Here is a 21,901-nt window from a genome sequence, read left to right on the forward strand (position 1 = left end):
AATCAGATGCCCGGCATGACACGCCGCGATTTCCGGAGGCCACTTCCGGACCGCAGGCTTGTAGGCTAGCTTGCGGCCGTTCCGCCCCGAACGGCCTTCACGGCTTTTCGAGGCGGGCGGGGAACGTTTGGATTTTGGGCTTGGCTGTGGTGTCTTCAGGCGATTCGATACAGCGTGCTTTCCTCGGCGTGGAGCGCTCCGCCACCGGGCAGCGCTGGATTGCACGTCTTGACCAGGCGGGCGAAAATCGGGCGCTTGCCATGAGCCAGACCCATGGCCTGTCGGATCTGATATCCCGGGTGCTTGCCGGCCGCTCGGTTCTGTTCGACGACGCACTCGCTTTTCTCGACCCGACCATTCGCCGGCTGATGCCCGACCCCTATGCTCTGACGGATTGCGAGGCTGCCGCACTGCGGCTTGCCGATGCAATCGCAAGGCGGGAACGGGTTGCGATCTTCGGCGACTACGATGTCGATGGCGCCGCATCGTCCGCGCTCCTCTATCGCTTTCTCGCCCATTGCGGCATCGAGGCGGAGATCTACATTCCCGACAGGATCTTCGAAGGTTACGGGCCGAACCCTGCAGCGATCGGCCAGCTCATCGATCGGGGTGCGCAACTGATTGTCACTGTCGATTGCGGATCGACGAGCCATGAATCGCTTGCGGCTGCAAGCGCCCGCGGCATCGACGTGGTGGTGATCGACCACCACCAGGTCGGAGAAACGCTCCCTCCTTGCAGGGCGCTGGTAAACCCGAACCGGGAGGACGACCTTTCGGGTCAGGGACATCTCTGTGCGGCGGGCGTTGTGTTCCTGGTGCTGGTCGCGCTGCAACGGGTCCTGCGCGAGCGTGGCGACAGGCGCGGGGCCGACTTCGAGCTCCTGGCTCAGCTTGATCTCGTGGCCCTTGCCACGGTCTGCGACGTCGTGCCCCTCAAGGGCCTCAACCGCGCTTACGTGGTCAAGGGACTGGTGGCCGCACGCCATCTGGGCAATGTCGGGCTGACGGCACTGCTAAAAAAGGCCGGAATCGGCGGTCCGGTGACGCCCTATCATCTCGGCTTCCTCGTCGGACCAAGGATCAATGCCGGCGGCCGGATCGGCGACGCGGCTCTCGGGAGCCGGCTGCTCACGCTCGACGATGCCGCCGCTGCCGATGAGATTGCGGAGCGTCTCGACATGCTCAACCGGGAGCGCCAGGGGATGGAGGCGGCGATGCTCGCCGAAGCCGAAGCCGAGGCCTTCGCCGAGTACGGGACGGGTGAGGGGGCCTCGGTCATCCTGACGGCACGCGAGGGCTGGCATCCGGGAGTTGTCGGCCTTCTTGCGGCTCGGCTGAAGGAGAAGTTCCGCCGGCCCGCCTTCGCCATCGCCTTCGATCCTTCCGGAAAAGGGACGGGCTCCGGCCGTTCCATCAACGGCTTCGACATGGGGAAAATGGTCAGGGCGGCCGTGGAGGAAGGCATCCTCGTCAAGGGCGGCGGCCATGCCATGGCCGCGGGCCTCACCGTCGAGCGTGCAAGACTTGGCGAACTGCGTGCCTTCTTCCAGGAGCGGGCGGAAAAGACCATCCGCGAACTCGTTGCGGTCCAGACGATCAAGATCGACGGGGCGCTCAGCGCCTCCGGTGCGACGCTTGCGCTTGCCGATCAGCTGGAGCAGGCGGGTCCGTTCGGATCGGGTCACCCGCAGCCTGTCTTCGCGCTTCCCTCCCACCGGCTGAAGGATGTCCGCCAGGTCGGCACGAACCACCTGCGCGTCGCCCTGGAGGGGCCGGATGGCGGGCGTATCGAAGCGATGGCCTTCCGCGCTGCCGACAACGACCTCGGCGCGTTCCTGATGAAGGAGCGAGGGCAGGCGGTCCATCTGGCGGGATGCATATCGGCCGATCACTGGCAGGGCACCCGCCGTGTACAGCTGCGCCTCGTCGACGCGGCAAAGGCCTTCTGAGCGAAGAGCAGCATGGACCGGTTCGCCTTGTCCGCACACGAGCCGTGCCACTCGATTGTCTCGTCGTAGGAAGTAAAACGGCGATTGGCAGGAAGTGGTACGCCCAACGGGAATCGAACCCGTGTTGCCGCCGTGAGAGGGCGGCGTCCTGACCGCTAGACGATGGGCGCTTTCACGAGAAGGCAATATAGGCGCGCGCGGGCAAACCTACAAGGCAGGGCGCGGACCTGGGATGGCCCGCTTCAGATCCGCAAAGGACACAGAGCAACTGGGAGCTGACTTGCATCGACAGGGCGATCACACATTGCCTATCGTGCTCGTTCGACCGCCGGCGGTGTCCAGGTGCCTTCCAGGATCTCGACCGCGAACATCTTGCCAAGCTGAACGAAGCTGTCGATCAGCGACCCCCGTTTGAAGATCTTGCAGATTTTATTGAAGCTGAGAGATTAACTCATCGGAACCCCGCCAGGAGGACTGCATGATGAGAAACCCCTTCCTGCATCCCAACCGCGTATTCAGCTCTGGATTTTATGGGGATGCTGACCTCGACTTTGAGGTGCGCACAACGCTTGGAAAAGTAGCATCAGGTGCCGCTGATACAGGAGAGGTTTTGTCGGCAATCGCCGAGATCGACGAAGGGGATCCCCAGGCGTGGTTCGACCGGTGGATGGCGCTCGGCGAGCGGGTTCAGAAGATCGCGGACGAAAGTGCCGCGCGTGGTCATCTTCTTAGTGCGGCCGGTTCGTATCTCCGCGCATCGACCTATTTCGGCGTCGCTCTTGGCGGCATTGATCGGCTGAAGAGCGATGAGCTGCTGGTGCCGACGTTCCGACTGCATCGCGAGGCTTGGGACAACTTCGTCGATGGAACATCGATCAAGACCGAGCGGGTGGACATTCCCTATGAGGGCATGACCATGCCGGGGTATCTCTTCAAGCCCACGGGCACCGACGCAAAACGCTGCCTGATCCTCGTGAATGGTAGCGACGGCACGTTGAGCGGCCTTTGGGGTTGCGCCAAGGCCGCTTTGGAACGGGGCTATACTGTCCTGATGTTTGACGGACCAGGCCAACAGTCGCTCCTGTTCGAAAGAGACGTGCCATTCCGGTTCGATTGGGAAGCCGTCATTACCCCCGTCGTGGACTTCCTGCTTGAGCGCGCGGACGTAGGATCGAATCCTCTTGCAATCTATGGCGTCAGCCAAGCCGGTTACTGGGTGCCGCGTGCCTTGGCGTTCGAACATCGGATTGCTGCAGCGGTGGCGGATCCGGGCGTGGTCGACGTGTCAACGTCCTGGGTCGAGCATCTTCCGTCGGAACTGAAGAAGCTCCTCAACGAGGGCAATGAGCGACGGTTCGATATTGAGATGTCCCTGGGGATGAAGCTTTCAGGCGACACGTCCAGGATGTGGAAGTTTCGCGCGAGGCCTTATCGGCAAGACAGTTATTTCAAAACAATCCGGGAAGTACTGAAATACAATCTGACAGACGTGGCCGGTCGGATCCGGACGCCGATGTTCATCACCGACCCGGAGGACGAGCAGTTCTGGCCGGGCCAAGCCAAGCGGCTGGCCGACATGCTTCCGGGCGAGAAGATGCTCTCGGCGTTTACAGCGGCAGAGGGCGCCAATTTTCACTGCCAGCCGCTGGCGCGTACGCTTACGGAACAGCGCATGTTCGATTGGCTGGATGACGTTTTGAAGCGTTGAACCTTTGACATGTCGAGCCTCGCATAGGAGGCGCATCACTCACAACACCAAGGGCGACGCCTATGACCATCCAATTCCAGCGTTCGGATGCATCTGAACCAGGCATTGTCATCCCCGCGATCGGACTTGTACTTCATGTTCGATTTCCTCCTTCGGCGAGCGACGGAGCGTTCTCGATTATCGAGACGATCAATAGTCCGGGCTCCGGACCACCTCGGCATCGCCACCGCGAGGCCGAAATCTTCAGGGTGCTGGAGGGGCGTTACCTGTACGAGGTCGACGGACGCCGGTTCATTGCCGAAGTCGGGGATGTTGTGAGCATTCCCGGCGGGGCCGAGCATGGTTTTGTAAACATCAGTGACAAGCCGGCACGGCAATACATTCTCATCACGCCGGCATTGGATGCCGCCGCATTTTTCACCGAGCTCGGGTCTGTCATGGCGACCGGTATTCCCGATAGGGCCGTTCTAAACCGCTTTGGCGCCAAATGGGAGATGGAGTTCCTTGGTCCGCCGCTGAAGCCGACCGACATGCCGACTTAGGATTGATCCAGCATCCTTCCGGTCACACGGCCCAAGAAACCATGCAGCACCCTCTCGGTTCAATTGGATGCTTAGTCGCCCGCCTTTGGCGCTCCGAGCTTTCCTTGCTAGCTTTCCAATATGAGGCCCGGAGCGGACGTTCGGAACTCAGGTTTGCCTTTGTTCAGGCCGCTCGGAGGGCTGGGAGGTCGCCATCGCTCAAGGCGGCCATGTTGCGTTCGATTTTTTCTATCGGCCAGTCCCACCAGGCAATACCGAGAAGCTCCGTGATAACCTCTTCGGGATAGCGCATCCGGATGACTGTTGCCGGGTTTCCTCCAACCAAGGCATAGGGCGGAACGTTGCGAGCAACCACCGAAGCGGCGGCAACAATTGCGCCTGCGCCGATGTGCACTCCGGGCATGATAGCTGCGTCATGACCGATCCATACATCGTGGCCAACAACAGTATCCCTTGTTGGCAAATCCTTGTAGCCGAAGGTCTCTGGCTTGAAGATACGGAATGGATAGGTACTGAAACCGGTCATTGGATGGTTGGCCGAACTGGTTATGAAGTAGCTTCCCTGTGCGATCTGCACAAACTTGCCGATAACCAGCCGTTCGCGAACGCCATGGCCGAGATAGGGAGCCAATATCTGGGCCGTATCTTCAGGCTTTCCGGAATGGGTGTAATAGCTATATTCGCCGACCTCGATGCGCGGATGATCGATGACGTTCTTCAGATAGACCGTATCGCGATAGACGGTGCCATCGGGCAAGGTGATGGGATGAATGGCCTCGGCATCGAGAAGCGGCATGGAAATCCCTTAAATGAAGGCGACAGCATAGACTTATGTCGGGCAGGCTAGCGTCGTAGCGCGTTACAATCCATGGCGGTATTCGAATGCTGTCATGAAACATCTGAATGGACGCAGCGACATGGATGAGCGAACGCTGTGACCGCCGCTGGCGCAGAGCGGTCATTCGCGCCGTCCGTGCCGAACGACAGCTTTCGAGCCCACTCCGGAGAGCTGTTTGATCTGCCCGAATTTCCAGATGAGAACTGAATCTATGTCCTCAATCTTGTCGCTCTGCGCCAACAAGTCGCTGTCGACGAGAAGGCCGGAAAACTGGACTTGATAGGGGACGTTGCGCACGCTCTTGCTGGTCGTTTCCGATGGCGCGCGGGTTCGTTTATCCGCGCGCCTCGTGATACGGCAAGCTCGACCAGGGCCGACCAGCGTGGTGGGCTTGCACACCGGTTCAGGCGCAACGCGATCCATCGGATCGGACCAGGTCGAAATCGTCGCCGAGAAATCCAAGCGTGGGGCCAAGTGCGCAAACCGTTCGTAGGCACGACAAAGAAGCTGCCAGCCTGGAACTAAGCCCCTTGGCCACGCTCCTGGATATGCGGGGATCCCGCGTCTCTTTCCCGTCCGTGTCAGAACCTCTTGCTGGTTTGTGCCCGCGCACCCACGGACGTTTCTCCTTCTCCTTCAAGGTTGAAGAGGAGGCCGAAGTCCAAGGTCCAGTCATCGGTCGTGTTGAGCGACAGTTCAGCGGTAAGATTGCTGAACGCCCCGGAACCGTCGAGGCCAGAAAAGCCGCCGGTTACCCCTATTTTCGGTGTCAGCGTCGAGCCGCTTTCAAGGGTGAAGGAACGGGCGATCTCGGCGCCGAGGCTGACGCGGAACTGCTCTTCGTTGAAGCCCTCGACCGTCAACGCGTCGCCCGCATTGTTGGTGACCGTGTAGTCCTCGACCTTTTCGGAGAAATAGACGGCCCTCAGCTTTGGCGTCAGGGTCGTGTCCGGGTCGAGAGCCCATTGCCCCTCGATGGAAGTATCCGTCAGCCATCGTTTTGTGTCGAACGTACCGTCCCAGGAGAGCGTATCGATATCGTTCGACGATCCGCCGTAGAGAAGGCTGGCGTTCCAGTACACGCCCTTGCCGATTTCGAACGAGGCGTAGGGGCCGGCGAGCCAGCCGTTGCCGGTCAGTTCCGCGTCGACGTCGACCGGATCGGTGGTTCGGTCGAAGTGGAAGGAGAGGCCGAGTAGTGCCTTGTCCGAGAGCAGATAATCCGCGCCCAGACTGAGCATCGCGAAGCTGCCCCACTTGCCCTCTTCCATGTCGTTGTCGCGATGGGCGAGGAAGGCACCGTCGAGCCACACGTTGAAGGGCAATGAGTAGCCACCGGATATGCCGTCGACCTGGTTGCGAGATGCTTCCAGCTGCGCAAGGCTGGTGGAGAAGCCGAATGTCAAGCCGCTTTCCGAGGGCGATACGCGAGTCGTAACCGGCTCGGTTGCTTCCCCCATTTGCCGCCGCTGCAAGAGGCCGGGAACCTTGATGGCCGAGGAGATCATGCTCTGGCGGGTGCTGACGAAGTCATGCACGTATCGGTCCATGTCCTGCGCGACCTCGTCCGGATCGTAGCCGACCCGAAAGATGATGGTTCCAATATTGGATGTGCCGAGCGCGGTGGTGATTGTGTAGCTAACCCGCGCCTCACCCGAAAAGGCCGGCTTCGGAGTGAACTTGAGATACCATCCGAGTTCGCTCGCAGACGGTGCCAGCTGCGCGAAATCGCCTCGAACTATGGTCACCGTGCCGGCGACTACGTCCGGTTCGACATAAAGGATGTCGGCACTGGTGATCGTTCCGCCGGTGGACAGCAAATCGAGATCAACATTGGCGACACCTCCTGGCAAAACGTTGGAAGTCCGCACCGCGGGGACGGTCGCGGCGCGTGCCTTCACGGTGAGGGTGAAGGAGGCTGTTCCCGTGAAACCGACGCTGTCGCGGGCCTGGAGCGTGAAGCTGTAGTCCTTTGCTTCTGCATCTTCGGCCAGAGGTCCCGTCAGTTCGCCCGTGGAGATGTTGAGGACCATGCCCTTCGGTAGCTCCCCGGAGACGACACTGTAGATCAACGCGCCGGTTCCGCCCTCAGCGCTGATTTTTTGGCTGTAGGCCTCGCCCACCATCGCCTCGGTCAATGCGCCGCCCGACGGTGTGAAGGTGAAGGTCGGCGTGCCGATGATGAGGGAATAGTTCGCCTTCGCCTGATTGCCAGCGGAATCCCTCACTGTGAGTGTCAGGAGTAGGGTTGTATTGAGTGCGGCGGGCGGGTTTCCCGTCAGCAGCTTGCCCGTCGAATAAAAGCGGAGCCAGCTCGGAAGCGGCCGGCCGTCGGCAAGGTTGAGCGTGAAGGTGTATCCCCCGTGCCGCCCGAGACCGTGAGCGGAATAATCTGGTGGTAGTTCTTGCCTGCCGCGGCGGACGGAAGCGCGCCGCCTGATGGGGTTAGAGTGAGGCTGGTCGGCGGATTAACGCTGATCGTCACTGTCACCGGAGCCGATGTGCCGCCGGCATTGGTCGCCGTATAGGTGAAGCTGTCCGCGCCGGAATAGCCTGCCGCCGGCGTATAGGTGATTGATGTTCCTGAAGCGGTAGCCGTACCGTGGCCTGCCTGAGTGCCGATGGCCACGGATGTCGCGGCGCCGCCGACAATGTTGAGCGTGATTGGATTGTTCGACGAATTGCCCGCGACCGTGGCGGAAACCGGAATGGCGACGGGGGGCAGTGGAGCCACGACGGTAATGTCGTATCTCTCCGTCACCGTCAGGCCGTTGGCGTCGGTCGCTCGGAGTTCGAAACTGTAGGTTCCGGCCTTGGTCGGTGTTCCGCCAATGGCACCAGTGGAGGGGGAGAACGTCAGGCCGTCTGGGAATATGCTGGCGTCCAGCCAAGCGCCCAACTGATAACTATAGGGAGCTGTGCCGCCTGAGGCCGTGATCGTCTGGCTGTAGTCCTTGCCGACTGTTGCATTCGGCAGCGCGCCGGCTGCCGGAGACAGGACTAAGGTTGGAGCGGACACGGTGATGTTCACCGTCGCCACGGCCGTGGTGCCGTTGCCGTCCTGGACCCGGTAGACGAAGCTGTCCGAACCGGAATAGCCGGCCGCCGGAGTATAGGAGACCTGGGTACCTGAGATGGTCGGGACGCTTGCCGTGCCGTGAGACGGGCCGGAGCCGGAAGGAATGTCGATGTAGTGCGGCGCGCCGCTGCTGAAGTCCAGCGTGATCAGGTTACCGGAGGAATTCGCCGCCACTGTCGCCGATACGTCGTTGGCGGTGACTGGCGACGCCGAAGACGTGCATTGCACGGAAACCGCAAAAGGAGCGCTCGAATCATAGGCATATGAAATGCTGAGCTGAGTGCTTGAGGAAATTGGGGACGCGCCGGCGGATATCGCCGAAGAAGAACCGGTCGAATAACTACCTTGCATGTATTCCAAGATGGTGACGCCATCGGCGGCCACGGTGAACACAGCCTCGCTCGTGGGAGACCCGCCTGTGATGGTGAACGATAGCTGGTCGGTGGCGTCGAGACTCGCGACGCTGTAAAATTCCGTCTTCGTGTTGGTAACACCGTTCCATTCACTCGCGATGCTTTGACATGTGCTCGACGCGGCAAGTGCCTCCGTCGAGACGATCTGCAGCGAGATCAGGACAAGAAGCGGCAAGAACAGCAGCCGTGCGCTCCGCGACAGCCTGATCAGGGAAGTTGTCAACGCCAGGATCGGAAAGAAAACCTGGAACGCAATACGCGAAATACCTAATAAAGTAATATGCATTATTGTTTTTGGCCCCCGCCATGCCCCAACTGCAGTAAAATCGGACGCGAATGACTTAATCTGTCCAATTCCCCCAAACGTGATTCTTATTCTTATCTTGAGGGAGGCATAGGGTGAAGGTGGATTTCAATCATGGGCTGTGGAAGCAAGAAGATTTCCGCAATTTCGCTTTCCCATTTTGAAAAGACGTTCGACTGCACATGTCCTGTTTTGAAACCGAGCCAGTCTTGCCGTCTGTTAACCGGTCGATCAGACCGTGCGCGGCCGCTCAGCGTCATTCGATAGGGGCGCGTTGACGATCCCATCGCGCGATAACAGTTCCGCAGAAACTTTCGCCGAGGTCATCAGCGCCAACGTATTGATCAGCGATGTGCTGCTCCGTCGAACCTGGCCGCATGCCATGATCGACAGTGTCGACCTGGATGGCACGAAACAACATCCAGGGAAGGGGACGTTCTGGAACGGCCGGTGAAGGGAAATGAAGCGTTCCGACCGGAGTTCCCGGCTAGATTCGCGAAACAAAAAGGGAAGAGAAGTGGCACGCCCTAGGGGAGTCGAACCCCTCTTTTCAGAATGAAAATCTGACGTCCTAACCGATAGACGAAGGGCGCGTGCGGTGTGGGCGTCTTCTAGTCGGGGGCGCTGATTTGCGCAAGAGGAAAAAGTGCGGAATTCGCAATTTTTTCAACAGGGATTGGTCTGTCTAAATTGCCGCGCGCAGGAGGGCGCCCGCTGCTGCGGGTGATGCGGAATAACGAGATCAAAGGGAAGAAAAGTGGCACGCCCTAGGGGAGTCGAACCCCTCTTTTCAGAATGAAAATCTGACGTCCTAACCGATAGACGAAGGGCGCGTGCGCTTGCAGGGCGTCTTATAGAGGGCACTTTTCGGTTTCGCAAGCGCGAAAGAAGCGATTTCCCGAAAAAAATGACAGTTGAGAGAACATGCCTGTGGATGAAGGGAAAATTGTTATTTTTCAGCGGCTTACGACGAAATGCAAAAAACCGTCCTGACGCTGCGCTGCGCCAGGACGGAGAAAATGTGCGGTTCGCATGGATTGCGTTCGGTTCGCGATAGATCGTCCGTCTCAGGCGGCGTGGTTCAGTTCCGCTTGCGCCGGCAGCGCCAGTTCCAGTCTCGCTCGCTGCCGATATCGATGTGCACCGACTCGGTGTGGCAGTAGGTGCCCACGCCGCCTCGGCCGGGCATGGAACGCAGATACTCGGCAAGCTCCCACTTGCTGACGCCCGCGATCTGGATGTCCGCTGCCTCGCAACGCGTATGCAGCGATTGCTTCGCGCGATTGCGCTTGGGAGCGCGGAGCCCCGAGGTGACGATGATCGGCTTTCCATAGTGGTGCTCGACGGTCTTCAGCACCTCGAGAAGCTCCGGCTTGAAGCAGCCGGTCTGGACCTTCTCGGTCTGAAGCCACAGACCGTTCGGGGCGAGACGGGCAAGCCCTGCGAGTGAAGCGACTTCGGTGAACTGGTTCCCGCCCTCGTCGGCGGTGTCAGCCTCAGCTTCGGGATGTGCGATGCCGAATTTGTCGTCCCTGTGTCGACCCCTGGAAGGGATTCGTAGTTCGCCGATGCCTGCTGTATCTGGGCGGCGTTGTCGCGGTTGATCCTGGGTTTGGGCTTCTCCGCGGCAGTGCGGCCCTCGAACTGGTTCTGATTCTTCCGCTTGCTGGCGAAAAGTGCAGCAAGGGTGAGTGCCTTGCCCGCCGTGTCGGCCGGCCCCTGGCTGGCATCGCCCTCGTCGGATGGGACCGCGGAAGGCTCCGCGACTGTCATCAGTTTACTCGCATCCGCCGTGTCGACAGGCGCGACGAGGGCGGTTTGTGCGCTCGTCGGCAAAGGTACCTTGTCCGGGATCGAGTAGGTCTGCTCGGTGGAAACGTCATCAGGCAAACCGCCATCGACGCTCGTATCCTGATGCGGCATCGATTCTACCGGTAGCGTTCGCCCGGCGCTGCCGTTCTGGCCGGCGTTGCTGTTGGAATAGATGCTGCTCATCGCCGGATTGGTAGAGGGACCCGTGGCGCGATCTTCCGATTGGGCAGCCTCCTGGTTTGACGCCCCCGCAGTGGAGAAGATGCTTGCCTGGCCTGCATTGAGGGCAGTGGGCTGCATGACCAACCCGGCGCGGTCGCCTGTCGCCTCTTCGCCCGCTGCGATGTCGGGATCCTGCATCGGTACGTTCTGCGCGCTAGCCGCGGCGGTGTTGGCCGCGGCGGAGTGAGTGGTCATCGTTCCCGCCTGAACGCCTTGCGCCGCAACGTCCGTTGCTGCCTGCTCGCCGGTCTTTGCCGGCATCGCCACTTCGTCGTCATGCAGGTCGTCGGAAACGGCGGATACGCATCCTGACAATGCGCAAATTGATACCGCAATCAGGAGTGCAGACCGAAGTCTGCGCAATCCCGTGCCTTTTTCCTGCATCGGCTGCAACGAGATATCCCCGCTTGCTGTTCGCGCACGGCCGGCGGTTGATGCTGCCTGCCCATCTGCACGATCTACTCTCACTTAAAGATCTGCGGCCGGCGATCGGGCCGCAAGTCCCCGTTGAAATCGACGTTTCATTCCACGCTGAAGAGGACGAATCGCAGGGGAGAAGTCGACCCTCGCGCAAGTCTACCCGAACCAAGGGGTGATTTGCAGGCGGCTTCTGTCCCACTTCCGGCCTGACCAACACGGCATTCTGCGGTCAATTGCGGCGAAACGATGTTTCCCGCATTGCAGCAATACAGACGTGGTTTTGCGCGAAACTTACCAGTTGCTACCAACTGCCGGTATTTTGCATCGAAGACCACGGTTCCGCGGGCGCAAGACTGTCGCCTTTCTGAAGGATTTCGATGGAGATGCCTTCGGGCGAACGGACGAACGCCATATGGCCATCGCGCGGCGGCCTGTTGATCGTCACACCGCCATCCATGAGCTTGCGGCAGAACGCATAGATATCGTCCACCTCATAGGCCAGGTGACCGAAATTCCTGCCGCCGGTGTAGCTTTCGGGGTCCCAGTTGTAGGTGAGCTCGACGCACGGGGCCTTGTCTCGCTTGGCGGCCTCGAGATCATCGGGCGCCGCGAGAAAGATGAGCGTGAATCGGCCTTTTTCGTTCTCGATACGGCGGACTTCGGCAAGGCCGAACAGGTCGCGATAGAAGTGAAGCGCCTTGTCGATGTTCTCGACGCGGACCATCGTGTGGAGATAACGCATTGTAATTCCCTTCATAAGCGGATTCGCCTGAACATAGGAAATTGTCAGCCTGGGGCAAGCCTTGCCTGTTAAATCCTAGGCGAGCAAAACTTTTGACGAGGGCTTGCGCATCCACAATGGGACGATGTTATTCTGGTCCGCAAGAATCAGTTAACCGTAACTCATGTGACGCGTAATCGAGGGGCTGGCAGATCATGGCGGACAGAATGTCATCTAAGGAAGTCACGCAGAGTGATGACCAAGGCGGCGAGGTCGTCGATCTGATCGAGATCACGGGCGTCATCAAGTGGTTCGACGTCGCAAAGGGCTTCGGATTCATCGTCCCCGACAACGGTATGCAGGATGTGCTGGTCCATGTGACCTGCCTTCGTCGCGATGGCTATCAGACCGTGCTCGAGGGAACGCGCGTGGTCGCGCTCATCCAGCGGCGCGATCGCGGCTATCAGGCGTTCCGCATCCTGTCCATGGACCAGTCGACGGCCGTTCATCCCTCGCAGATGCCGCCGGTGAAGACCCATGTGCAGGTTACGCCGACGAGTGGCCTCGAGCGTGTCCTGGTCAAGTGGTTCAACCGCACGAAGGGTTTTGGATTCCTGACGCGCGGCGAGGGGACCGAGGACATCTTCATCCATATGGAGACGCTACGCCGGTTCGGCCTCACCGAACTGCGGCCCGGACAGGTCGTGCTGGTTCGTTTTGGTGATGGAGAAAAGGGCCTGATGGCCGCCGAAATTCATCCGGACGTCCCAACGCCCGGCAACCGCGCGCATTGACGGAGGAGCGGGGCTTGCGAGCAAACTCTGGCAGAAGCGCCGTTGCGGCGCTTTTTTTGTTTCTGGCATCGGGAGCGCAGGCCGTCGCGGACGAAACCTTCGCGCGTCAGCCGCTGAATATCGTCGGCGATGGCGGAAAGGTCCATGAGTTCTCGGTCGAACTCGCCGTTACCCCGCGTCAGCGTGAGCGGGGATTGATGGAGCGCCGTGAGATGGCCTCCGACCATGGCATGCTCTTCGCCTTCGGCGAAACCCGCCAGGTTCTCATGTGGATGAAGAACACGTATATCCCGCTCGATATGCTCTTCATCGCGAAGAACGGTCATATCGTGACCATCAAGGAAAACGCAGAACCGTTGTCCGAGGCGATCATTGATTCCAAGGTACCCGTTGATTTCGTGCTCGAGGTCAACGGCGGCACGGTCAAGGCGTTGCACATCAAGACGGGTCACCAGATCGAGAGCGATCTCATCAAGGAGATGCAGACGAAGGGCCAGTGAGGCATTTCTCTGCGAACTTCTCGGTTTTCCCAGGCTTCGGATTCATCCGTGGATGGCAATGAGGCTCGTCCCGATGAGGTGGGGCGGCCAAGCTTCCAGGTTCGCCATCACCAGCGGGAAGAGACAACGAAGCGTTGCCGCTGCCGCGATCGCGCTGCCACAAACCTGAGGTAGCCAGGTCAATGCGAACGAGTGATCGCGATGGGGTTTCTTTCTCTATTCCTTGAGATCGAGGCCTGACTGTGAGTCGGCTGTGCATTGCTCCGAGATCGCTGCAATGCGTCCATCCGAAGCGACATTGATCGCGCCGGCGTTCAAGGCATTGAACAAATCCTGTTCCAGGAGCCGGTTGAGCGTGCAGTCGCAAAAGGCGGTACAGAAGGTCTTGTCGCGTTGCGCGGTGCAGGCGGCGGTGCAGTTCATCCGGTAGGCTTCGACCGGATCGGGCTTTGCAGCGGGCGCAACGAGAGAAAACGCGTAGACGAGCGCGATAATCACCGGCTGATGGATGAGGTAGATTGCGAGACTGTGGCGCCCGGCTGCGGCAAGCCCTGTCTTCCACTTCGCCGATCCTGTCCCGATGGAGGCGAACCGCTCCGTCCAGCCGCGTGCGACCGCGATGCGGAAGGCGGCCATGCCGAGAAGGAACGGGGCGATCCAGGGCAATACGGGAACATAGTCGTTGGACCGGGGAACGGAGGCTGAAAGGCCGACCCACCAAAGCCACGGTGGGTCGAAGAACGGCGAACGCAGATACCAGGGTGCCGCGAATGCCGCGGCCGCGACGAGAATTGTCAGCGGTGCCGGCACGCGGAGGAAAGCAAGTCCGATGAGACTTGCGGCGGCCATGGCATGGAGAATCCCGAAGAAGATGAAGGTTTGCGGAAAAGCGAACCATGTGCCGACCGTGATGATTGCTGCGGCGGCAACGATTCGGGCAAATCGCTTGGCGAAGGAGTGCCAGCGAATGCCGTTGCCGTGGCCAAGCACGAGGCTGCAGCCGGAGAGAAACAGGAAGCTTCCGGCGATCAGGCGCGCAAAGAGCTTCCAGCCGCCGGTTGCCGGTGTCGCCGGATCGACGTAGCCGAAGAAGCCGAGATCCCATGTGAAGTGGTAGATCGCCATTGCGATGAGCGCCACACCGCGCATCTGGTCGATCACCGGAATTCGCCGGCCTCGCAATGTCGATGCGCCGGTGTTGCTGTCGGGAGTTTCGCTGACGGCCGAAGAGGTCATTCGCAATGCCATTTATTGAACGGGTGGAGTCTGCCTGCAGAACCTAGCGTTTAGCAGAAGGAGCGGGACCGAAATGCGGCACTCCGAGCGACATGGAGGCCGCCGAAGTGCGGTTTCGATCAGCTCATGGATTCGAGCACTGTCTGGCGTGCCTCGGAGAAAAACTGCCGGCGCACCAGAACGAATACGATCAGAGCGGTGGTGATGACGAAAAGGTAGGGACTGACGAACCAGCCGATGTAGCCGAGCGAGAGAAAAAGCGCCCTCAGCCCCATGTTGAAGTGCTTTGCCGCCAGAATGTTCATGCGGATGACCTTGTCGGCGGCGAGATCGGCTGCGGCGGGGTCCTTGTGGATCTCGCCGGTCATCGGTACGGCTCCGAGGAGGATGGTGCAGTAGTTGAACAGCCGGTAGGACCAGCCGAACTTGAAGAAGGCATAGGCGAAGATGCAGGCGAGCCCGCCGACCTTCATCTCGAAACCGGCGCGGCTTCCCTGGAATACGACCGGAAGGTCGGTGAAGATTGCGAACACCTTCTCCGTTGCTCCAAGCAGGGCGAAGCAGCCACCGAGGGCCAGGATCGACGTCGAGCCGAAATAGGCAGTGCCGTTTTGGAGGCCTGCCATGATCTGGGTATCGATCATCCTGAGATCGCGACGCATGGCATTGCGGATCCATCGCGCGCGCTCGGCACTCATCGCCTGCGTCAGGCTCACCCGGTCGAAAAGGCGGCCTCGCTCAGTAATCCACGAATATGCCGTCCACAGGACGGTGAAGATGCCAAGGGCGATGAAGTCGAGCAAGTTCATACCTGCACATTTGCATGATTCGCCATCTCCCTAGAAGCAGTCCACAGTGGCACCCGGCATCTCGAAAGAGAGGGTTTCTATCGCCTCGTGCAACGCCGGGATCAGCTCACATCCTTTCGGCTTCATCAGGAAAGTCATTGATTTCGTTTCGACACTCGGACGGTGAAAAAACTCGATTCGGTGTTTGCCACCGTTTCGCCACATTTTGCGATTGCGAATTCATATTTTATTCATTAAACCGACAGCAACGCCGCGCAACAAATGCGGCGCCGTAGTCTTCAATTCGGGGAAATCATGGAAAGTACCGTTCAGAAGTCTTGCTGGGGCGTCACCGCGCGCGCAGTAATCGGTTTCGCAGCTTTGCTGGTTCTCGCCTATCTGTTCGGCGGCGTCTGAGCCGCAACCTCAAATTTCTTTTTCAAGCAGCGCGTCGTGCCGGGCGCGCTGTTTTGTTTTTGGCGGCACCCCATGTCGCAGCGGTTAAAACCGGTGTCGGTCCATCGCCTTATAGCCGGCGCGTGATATCATAGCCTAGCTGCAAAACCCGTGCGAGCGGCCGGGCGGTGACATCCAGGCGGTGAAAATGTTCCTTTCTGTCTTCGACGTATTCAAGATCGGTATCGGTCCTTCGAGCTCGCACACGATGGGGCCGATGTCGGCTGCGAACCGGTTTCTAGACCTCGTTCTCTCGCCCGACTGGCCACGCCCATCCGGCGCAAGTGTTGCGGCAATCAAGATGAGCCTGCACGGATCGCTGGCCTATACGGGCGTCGGGCATGGAAGCGACCGCGCGGTCATTCTTGGTCTCATGGGCGAACGGCCGGACAGCGTTGATCCCGACCGCATGGACGCGATCATCGCCGAGGTGGAGCGGACGGGAAGGATCAAGCCGCCGGGCCACCCCGGCTACGAATTCCAGCCCAAGCACGATCTGATATTCGACAGGAAGACGCCGCTTCCGGGGCACGCCAACGGAATGACCTTCTCTGCCTTCGACCGGGACGGGCGCCTTTTGCTCAAGCGGATCTACTATTCCGTCGGCGGCGGCTTCGTCGTGACCGACACGGAACTCGAGACCATGCGCGCATCGAAGGCGCGGTCGAGCGACAGAAAGGTTCCATTCCCGTTTTCGACCGCCAAGCAGATGCTCGAGATGGCAAACCGGTCGGGCCTCACGATTGCGCAGATGAAGCGTGCCAACGAGGAGGAGCTGATCTCCCGCGAAGAACTCGATGCCGGTCTGGACCGCATCTGGGAGGCCATGAAGAGCTGCATAGACCGTGGTCTGAGCACCGAAGGAATCATGCCCGGTGGGCTCAAGGTACGTCGCCGCGCCCGCATGATCCACGATAAGCTCCAGGAGGAATGGCGGTCGAACAAGGTCAATCCACTGCTCGCAAATGACTGGCTGAGCGTCTACGCGATGGCGGTAAACGAAGAGAATGCAGCAGGTGGACGAGTCGTCACGTCACCAACCAACGGCGCCGCGGGTGTCGTGCCAGCGACGATCCGTTACTATCTGCATTTCCACGAGGATGCCGATGCCGAAGGCATCCGGGACTATTTGCTGACCGCCGCCGCCATCGGTGGAATCATCAAGCACAATGCGTCCATCTCGGGTGCCGAGGTCGGCTGTCAGGGCGAGGTGGGATCTGCGGCCGCGATGGCTTCCGCCGGGCTTGCCGCCGTCATGGGCGGCACGCCGGAGCAGGTCGAGAATGCCGCCGAAATCGCGCTGGAGCACCACCTCGGCATGACCTGCGATCCGATTGCCGGCCTGGTTCAGGTTCCCTGCATCGAGCGGAACGCCCTCGGCGCCGTCAAGGCGGTCACGGCGGCCTCGCTGGCCATCAAGGGTGACGGAAAACACTTCGTTCCGCTTGATGCCTGCATCGAAACGATGCGTCAGACGGGCGTCGACATGAACGAGAAGTACAAGGAAACCTCGACGGGCGGACTTGCGGTAAATGTCGTTGAATGTTGATGGCCGCAGGCATCGTGAACCAGTAACCTGCCACTCGTACACCGGGCTCTTTCCGGCTTGACGCGAAGCGGGCGAGGGAGTTCATAGGCGCATGGCCTTGCATCTTATCAAACTGTGTGTCGGCGCCGAGTCGATTGAAGATCTTCGCGAATGGGTCTCGGAACGCGCGCTGATCGCGATCGCGGCCGGAATGGAACCCTTTACCACCCACACGACGAGAATGATTCCGAAGCGGATGGAAGAGCTTCTGGATGGCGGCTCGTTATACTGGGTGATCAAGGGACAGGTTCAGGCGCGGCAGCGCTTGATGGATCTGAAGACGTTCAAGGATGTCGATGGCATCACGCGGTGCGAACTCATACTTGGACCGGAGGTCATCGAGACCGAACTGCAGCCGCGCCGGGCGTTCCAGGGATGGCGATATCTGAACGAGGCCGATGCGCCACGCGATCTCACGAGCCTAGGCGATGGCGCCGCCGACATGCCGCTCGAGCTGAGGCGCGAACTGGCGGAACTGGGCTTGCTCTGAGCGCCTCGTCGCTTCGTTCTATCGAAGGCGCATGCGAACGGGAAACTGTGCGCCACCCGACGATACATGAAGATGGATCCCGGCGGCGGGCTGCCCGGAGCGCCAGGCGCGTGCGCCGTGGGCGAGCAGCATGCCGACGAGATCCTTCGTCTTCGAGCGTGAACGATTGAGGCCGATGTCGGCGATCTTCATCGCCGCTTCGTGAAGCGGATGAAATCCGCCACGAAGCCCTTTCCTCTTTTCCCTAGGGTCGATCGTCGAGCCGTTCCGGTTTTCGTTCATCGCCATGATAAGCCTCGTACGCACTACAAAATCGAGGATTGCAGAAGCCTTTAGGCCGCTGCCCGCCCTGCGTCTCACTCTGCGGTACTCAAACCCAGACCGCCGTACCCACGCAGGGGCATATTTCACAAGCCGGGTTATGCCGGCTCAGACTGCACTCCCGCACCTTCAGGAGGCACGGGACACACAATTCACTGCATGCTTGCCCAGCACGCAAAACCCTTCTTCTTCAGGACCTTGCAGGCCGAAACGGCGCGGTCCTGGTTTGCAAATCCGCCGAAGCGCGCCCGGTAGAGCTGTCCCTGGCCGCTTGCGACGGCGACCGTGAACGGCTTTGCTCCGCGGAGCGACTTGCCGCCCTTGTCCTTGGCCTTCTCCAGCAGATTTTCTGCCTGTGTGCGGTCCGGCGTCGCGCCGATCTGGATGCTCCAGCCAGCGGGCGTGGCAATGTTTGCCGAAGCGGTGGACGAGGTGGTCAGTGCGTCGACCTCACCACCGTTGTCTCCCTGCTCCGTGACAGGCTCGGATACGGTCTCCGGGATAGCCACGTCGCGCTGCTGCTTCAAGGTCGCGGCAAGGGCCTGCTTTCCGACCAGCGGATTGGCACTATTACCGGCCGTGGCGGCATAGGCTGCCTCGATGCGGTTTTCTTCGTAGCGATAGGTCGGTACCGGCCCGTTGTGCGGCAGATCGAGGCTGGCGCTCGCCGCTGCGGTCGAGACTGGAGCTTCTGCTGTCTCGGCTTCGTACGCCGGAGCGGGGGCGGTCTCGGCAATGAGGTTGCCGTTTCCGCGGCGGGAAGCGGCGGGCAGATACTTGGCGACGAGACGCTTCATCTGCGCGTCACGAGCGGCGCCCGAACGGCCACCGAGCACGACGCCGACCACGCTGCGACCATCAGCCTGAACGGAGGTCACAAGATTGTACCCGGCTGCACGCGTGTAACCGGTCTTGATGCCGTCCACACCGCGCACGACGCCGAGCAGTCGATTGTGATTGCCGATCGTCTGCTTGCCGAAGCGGAAGCTGCGCGTGGAGAAATAGCCATAGTACTGCGGAAAGTGCTGGCGCAGTGCGATGCCGAGACGCGCCTGGTCGCGAGCCGTGGTGACCTGGGCCGTGTTCGGCAGGCCGTGGGCATTGCGATAGACGGTGCGCGTCATGCCGAGCGCACGGGCTTTCTGCGTCATCATGCGGGCAAAGCGCTCTTCGGATCCTCCGCCGAGGAATTCGCCGAGTGCGGTCGCAGCGTCGTTGGCCGAGCGCGTCACGAGGGCGAGGATAGCCTGCTCAACGGTAAGCGAGCCGCCGGCGCGGAGACCGAGCTTGGACGGAGGTTCGATCGCCGCGTTCTTTGATACGGGAATCTTGGTGTTTTTGTTGATCCGACCTGATTCGAGAGCTTCGAAGGTCAGGTAGAGCGTCATCATTTTCGTGAGCGACGCCGGATAGTGCGGCCTGTCCGCATCCTCGCCATAGAGAACCTTGCCGGTCTTCGCATCGACGACAATGCCTGCGTATGTCGGGTCAGCTTTCGCCGGCGTCGCAAACGCTGCGGTGGCGACGAGACCCGCCATCATAAGGCATTTCGCCACGCGGGCGACCGCTTTCCGGGGCAGGTGCAGAACATCTAAAGAAACGGAACGGGGCACAATGTTACTCTTCAGTATCGGATTGCAAATGGCGTCGAGCGGGAAGCTTCGTGACGACAGTTTCGTCGACACTAGCGGGACAGCGTTACCAATCGGTTTATGATGAATCATTGGTTGCGCAGATCAGTGGATTTTTATGGTTCGGCCCTGCCGGCTTTCGTCGGGGGTGTTGACGAGCCGGCGTTGGACGTAGCCTGTGACCGCGGTCTCCATCGCCTGCCACTGCGGCAAAAGTCTGCTCGAGAAGCGGTAAAGGAGTGAAAGATCGTGCCCGACGTGCACATCGCGCTGGCAGTCCGCGCCAGTCGAGAGTGCGTCCGATTCGGGCAGGATGCAGCGCACTGCGTAGAGTTCGCCATCGGGCAAGGTTCCGGTGAGGATCGATTCGTCGCCGTAACCGGAGTTCTCCTTGAGCTGATGCAGCGAGAGACCGGCGGGGCCAGGGGTTGCCGGGCCATCGAAGATGTGGCGGTAGATAGGCTCGACTCGGCCGGACATGTCTTTCGACATCGTGCTTTGCGACAGCTGCAGGAAGACGAGGTTCTCGGCACGATTGACATCGTTGAACCTTGCGCGCTCGTCATTGGAATAGCCGTTCATCTCCGGCCAGGTCAGATAGACATCCGCACGCTCGCTGAAGCCCGACATGCGCTGCTCCTCGAACCGGATGACGTTGGCGGGGAGGCGAACATGATCCTCGCCGATCACGATATCGAAGATGGTGCTGTCTTCCGTGTGGCCGGCAAGGGCAATCTTTTCCCCGATCATTCGTCCCGCCAGGCTGATCGCCACCGTAAGCGCCGCCAGGATAGCCACGGCGAAGGTGAGGCGGGTGAGGAACTTGTTTGAGATGAGAGGGGATTCGTGGATGTCGCTGGATGGTGCCACACGATTGTTCGCGATTGTCATCCCAACACCTTTCGGCGAGCGCCCGCTATCTCAGGCCGGTGCGGCCGTCGGATCGGTAGCGCTGCAAAGACAGATCTTTCTCACTTCGGATCGTGCCGGCGCCGTTGCCGGCGTGGCGTGCTCCTGTGTTGGCCGCAAGGCTGATCCCACATGGTTAATTTCCGGTTAAGCATTGCCCGTGTGGCGGGGGCAAAAAAGCTGCGACCGGCTCCGGGACAGGGGAGCCGGTCGCTGGGCCTTGGTCGGGACGGGGATCGGGGACTGACCTGGCCCAATGGGAGGCTGCGCGCATCCCGCGCAGCCGCGTATTCAATGTCCGTGCCGGGGCAGCTGTCCCTGTCCGGCCGGCCCGGGCTCCCTTGTGCGAGCTCCTGGCGGGCAGTAGCAGTGAGTGCCCATCGGCGTTCTTGCTGCTTCAGCGTTACTTGACGCTACCAACGGCATCGGCGCGACCGTCTTGGAGCTTTACCCACTTGCCGGCGTTCTCTGTAGATTGACGTTTCAGGAAGCGATACTCGGTCTGCGACCAGAGCAGCACCTTGTTGCGCATGTTGTCGAGAACGAAGTCGCCACGGTCCGTACGGACGGTCAGAACCGCATGGCCCTCGCCGTTGGGCTGCAGGACGACCGTGATCAGGAGATTCGAGGCGGGAATACCGGAGCGCATCAGCATCTTGCGCTTGAGCAGCACGAAATCTTCGCAGTCTCCGACCGACTTGGGGTAGGCCCATTTCTCTTCGACGCCGTAGATTTCCTGATCCGTCAGCGGCTCGATCGAGGTGTTCACGGTATAGTTTACCGTCAGAATGCTCTTCCAGTTGCTTTCGGTCAGAACCAGCGGTCCCGAAGCATCGCCGGTGGGACCGCACTCGTCCCTGTATTCGCGGCAGAATTCGTAATGGCCGATCGGCTGGTTGGTTGCTCCCTCAACTGGAATGTTTGCAGGCAACGCGAAGGCAGCAGGTGCCAGGAGTGCAGAGAGAATGAAGCTGATTGCCCCGGATTTGAAAAGTGTTCTTGTCATTGTTCTGTCCCCGTTATGAGCACAGAATGGCACACATGTTTTGATCCATCGCGAAGTCGCGAAGTAAAATAAAGATCAAATCAACGGCCAATAAGAATAAATCTAGAATAAAACTCGAATAAAACTCGATTTGTATTTGACTCAAAATTGAGTAAAATTTGAACGTTCTTATCG

General features: G+C 60.1%; 20 protein-coding genes and 3 tRNA genes. 7 read left to right on the forward strand and 16 right to left on the reverse strand.

Features of this window, described 5'->3' with window-relative positions; all coding sequences use genetic code 11:
* Positions 1 to 146 precede the first annotated feature (146 nt).
* The gene (gene recJ, locus F3Y30_RS13315) at positions 147 to 1,949 is read left to right on the forward strand and encodes a single-stranded-DNA-specific exonuclease RecJ (protein WP_203426612.1); all 1,803 of its coding nucleotides are present in this window, start codon (positions 147 to 149) and stop codon (positions 1,947 to 1,949) included.
* A 95-nt stretch (positions 1,950 to 2,044) separates the two neighbouring features.
* On the opposite strand, the gene F3Y30_RS13320 is transcribed toward recJ, so the two are convergent.
* A tRNA-Glu gene (locus F3Y30_RS13320) sits at positions 2,045 to 2,119 on the reverse strand.
* A 440-nt stretch (positions 2,120 to 2,559) separates the two neighbouring features.
* On the opposite strand from F3Y30_RS13320, the gene F3Y30_RS13325 reads away from it, so the two are divergent.
* Positions 2,560 to 3,657: an alpha/beta fold hydrolase gene (locus tag F3Y30_RS13325; RefSeq protein WP_203423171.1), complete on the forward strand. Its 1,098-nt coding sequence runs from the start codon at positions 2,560 to 2,562 to the stop codon at positions 3,655 to 3,657.
* A 62-nt stretch (positions 3,658 to 3,719) separates the two neighbouring features.
* A complete protein-coding gene (locus tag F3Y30_RS13330; protein WP_203423172.1) occupies positions 3,720 to 4,199 on the forward strand; it encodes a cupin domain-containing protein in 480 nt (159 codons plus the stop codon).
* A 163-nt stretch (positions 4,200 to 4,362) separates the two neighbouring features.
* On the opposite strand, the gene F3Y30_RS13335 is transcribed toward F3Y30_RS13330, so the two are convergent.
* The 9 genes from F3Y30_RS13335 to F3Y30_RS13370 form a co-directional block, all read right to left on the reverse strand.
* Positions 4,363 to 4,995 carry a CatB-related O-acetyltransferase gene (locus tag F3Y30_RS13335; protein ID WP_203423173.1) on the reverse strand — a complete coding sequence of 211 codons (633 nt, stop codon included), beginning with the start codon at positions 4,993 to 4,995 and terminating at the stop codon, positions 4,363 to 4,365.
* A gap of 162 nt (positions 4,996 to 5,157) precedes the next feature.
* Positions 5,158 to 5,499: a hypothetical protein gene (locus tag F3Y30_RS13340; RefSeq protein WP_203423174.1), complete on the reverse strand. Its 342-nt coding sequence runs from the start codon at positions 5,497 to 5,499 to the stop codon at positions 5,158 to 5,160.
* Between the two features lie 119 nt (positions 5,500 to 5,618).
* Positions 5,619 to 7,265, reverse strand: a complete 1,647-nt coding sequence (locus tag F3Y30_RS13345) for an autotransporter domain-containing protein (protein WP_203423175.1) — start codon at positions 7,263 to 7,265, stop codon at positions 5,619 to 5,621.
* Between the two features lie 50 nt (positions 7,266 to 7,315).
* The gene (locus tag F3Y30_RS13350) at positions 7,316 to 8,752 is read right to left on the reverse strand and encodes an Ig-like domain-containing protein (protein WP_203423176.1); all 1,437 of its coding nucleotides are present in this window, start codon (positions 8,750 to 8,752) and stop codon (positions 7,316 to 7,318) included.
* 599 nt (positions 8,753 to 9,351) lie between these two features.
* Positions 9,352 to 9,426, reverse strand: a tRNA-Glu gene (locus F3Y30_RS13355).
* A 165-nt stretch (positions 9,427 to 9,591) separates the two neighbouring features.
* A tRNA-Glu gene (locus tag F3Y30_RS13360) sits at positions 9,592 to 9,666 on the reverse strand.
* 248 nt (positions 9,667 to 9,914) lie between these two features.
* The gene (locus F3Y30_RS26375; RefSeq protein ID WP_246752980.1) at positions 9,915 to 10,247 is read right to left on the reverse strand and encodes a D-Ala-D-Ala carboxypeptidase family metallohydrolase; all 333 of its coding nucleotides are present in this window, start codon (positions 10,245 to 10,247) and stop codon (positions 9,915 to 9,917) included.
* Positions 10,184 to 11,128 (reverse strand): hypothetical protein, encoded by a 945-nt coding sequence (locus F3Y30_RS26380; RefSeq protein WP_246752742.1) that lies wholly within the window; start codon positions 11,126 to 11,128, stop codon positions 10,184 to 10,186. Before F3Y30_RS26380 ends, F3Y30_RS26375 begins: the two co-directional genes overlap by 64 nt.
* 460 nt (positions 11,129 to 11,588) lie before the next feature.
* Positions 11,589 to 12,029: a VOC family protein gene (locus F3Y30_RS13370; protein WP_203423177.1), complete on the reverse strand. Its 441-nt coding sequence runs from the start codon at positions 12,027 to 12,029 to the stop codon at positions 11,589 to 11,591.
* A 194-nt stretch (positions 12,030 to 12,223) separates the two neighbouring features.
* Here F3Y30_RS13370 and F3Y30_RS13375 point away from each other — a divergent pair, with 194 nt between their 5' ends.
* Entirely contained in the window at positions 12,224 to 12,802 is a 579-nt protein-coding gene (locus tag F3Y30_RS13375) for a cold-shock protein (protein ID WP_203423178.1), read from the forward strand.
* Between the two features lie 14 nt (positions 12,803 to 12,816).
* Entirely contained in the window at positions 12,817 to 13,302 is a 486-nt protein-coding gene (locus F3Y30_RS13380) for a DUF192 domain-containing protein (RefSeq protein ID WP_203423179.1), read from the forward strand.
* A 216-nt stretch (positions 13,303 to 13,518) separates the two neighbouring features.
* Here the strand turns inward: F3Y30_RS13380 and F3Y30_RS13385 are convergent, their stop codons facing one another.
* Positions 13,519 to 14,538 carry a DUF1624 domain-containing protein gene (locus F3Y30_RS13385; protein WP_281435382.1) on the reverse strand — a complete coding sequence of 340 codons (1,020 nt, stop codon included), beginning with the start codon at positions 14,536 to 14,538 and terminating at the stop codon, positions 13,519 to 13,521.
* A gap of 119 nt (positions 14,539 to 14,657) precedes the next feature.
* Complete coding sequence (locus tag F3Y30_RS13390) at positions 14,658 to 15,347, reverse strand: DUF599 family protein (protein WP_203423181.1); 690 nt, start codon at positions 15,345 to 15,347, stop codon at positions 14,658 to 14,660.
* A gap of 583 nt (positions 15,348 to 15,930) precedes the next feature.
* Here F3Y30_RS13390 and F3Y30_RS13395 point away from each other — a divergent pair.
* Together F3Y30_RS13395 and F3Y30_RS13400 are read left to right on the forward strand one after the other, a co-directional pair.
* Positions 15,931 to 17,331, forward strand: coding sequence for an L-serine ammonia-lyase (locus F3Y30_RS13395; RefSeq protein WP_203423182.1), 1,401 nt, complete (start codon positions 15,931 to 15,933; stop codon positions 17,329 to 17,331).
* A 91-nt stretch (positions 17,332 to 17,422) separates the two neighbouring features.
* A complete protein-coding gene (locus F3Y30_RS13400) occupies positions 17,423 to 17,860 on the forward strand; it encodes a DUF1489 family protein (protein ID WP_203423183.1) in 438 nt (145 codons plus the stop codon).
* A gap of 18 nt (positions 17,861 to 17,878) precedes the next feature.
* Here F3Y30_RS13400 and F3Y30_RS13405 read toward each other — a convergent pair whose 3' ends face one another.
* The 4 genes from F3Y30_RS13405 to F3Y30_RS13420 form a co-directional block, all read right to left on the reverse strand.
* Positions 17,879 to 18,148 (reverse strand): hypothetical protein, encoded by a 270-nt coding sequence (locus tag F3Y30_RS13405; RefSeq protein WP_203423184.1) that lies wholly within the window; start codon positions 18,146 to 18,148, stop codon positions 17,879 to 17,881.
* A 185-nt stretch (positions 18,149 to 18,333) separates the two neighbouring features.
* A complete protein-coding gene (locus tag F3Y30_RS13410; RefSeq protein ID WP_246752743.1) occupies positions 18,334 to 19,722 on the reverse strand; it encodes a D-alanyl-D-alanine carboxypeptidase in 1,389 nt (462 codons plus the stop codon).
* Positions 19,723 to 19,917: 195 nt separating this feature from the next.
* Complete coding sequence (locus F3Y30_RS13415) at positions 19,918 to 20,703, reverse strand: hypothetical protein (protein WP_203423186.1); 786 nt, start codon at positions 20,701 to 20,703, stop codon at positions 19,918 to 19,920.
* Positions 20,704 to 21,124: 421 nt separating this feature from the next.
* Entirely contained in the window at positions 21,125 to 21,727 is a 603-nt protein-coding gene (locus F3Y30_RS13420) for a transglutaminase-like cysteine peptidase (RefSeq protein WP_203423187.1), read from the reverse strand.
* Positions 21,728 to 21,901: the final 174 nt, after the last annotated feature.

It is taken from the genome of Sinorhizobium sp. BG8 (assembly GCF_016864555.1).
In the GTDB taxonomy this organism is placed as follows: Bacteria; Pseudomonadota; Alphaproteobacteria; order Rhizobiales; family Rhizobiaceae; genus BG8.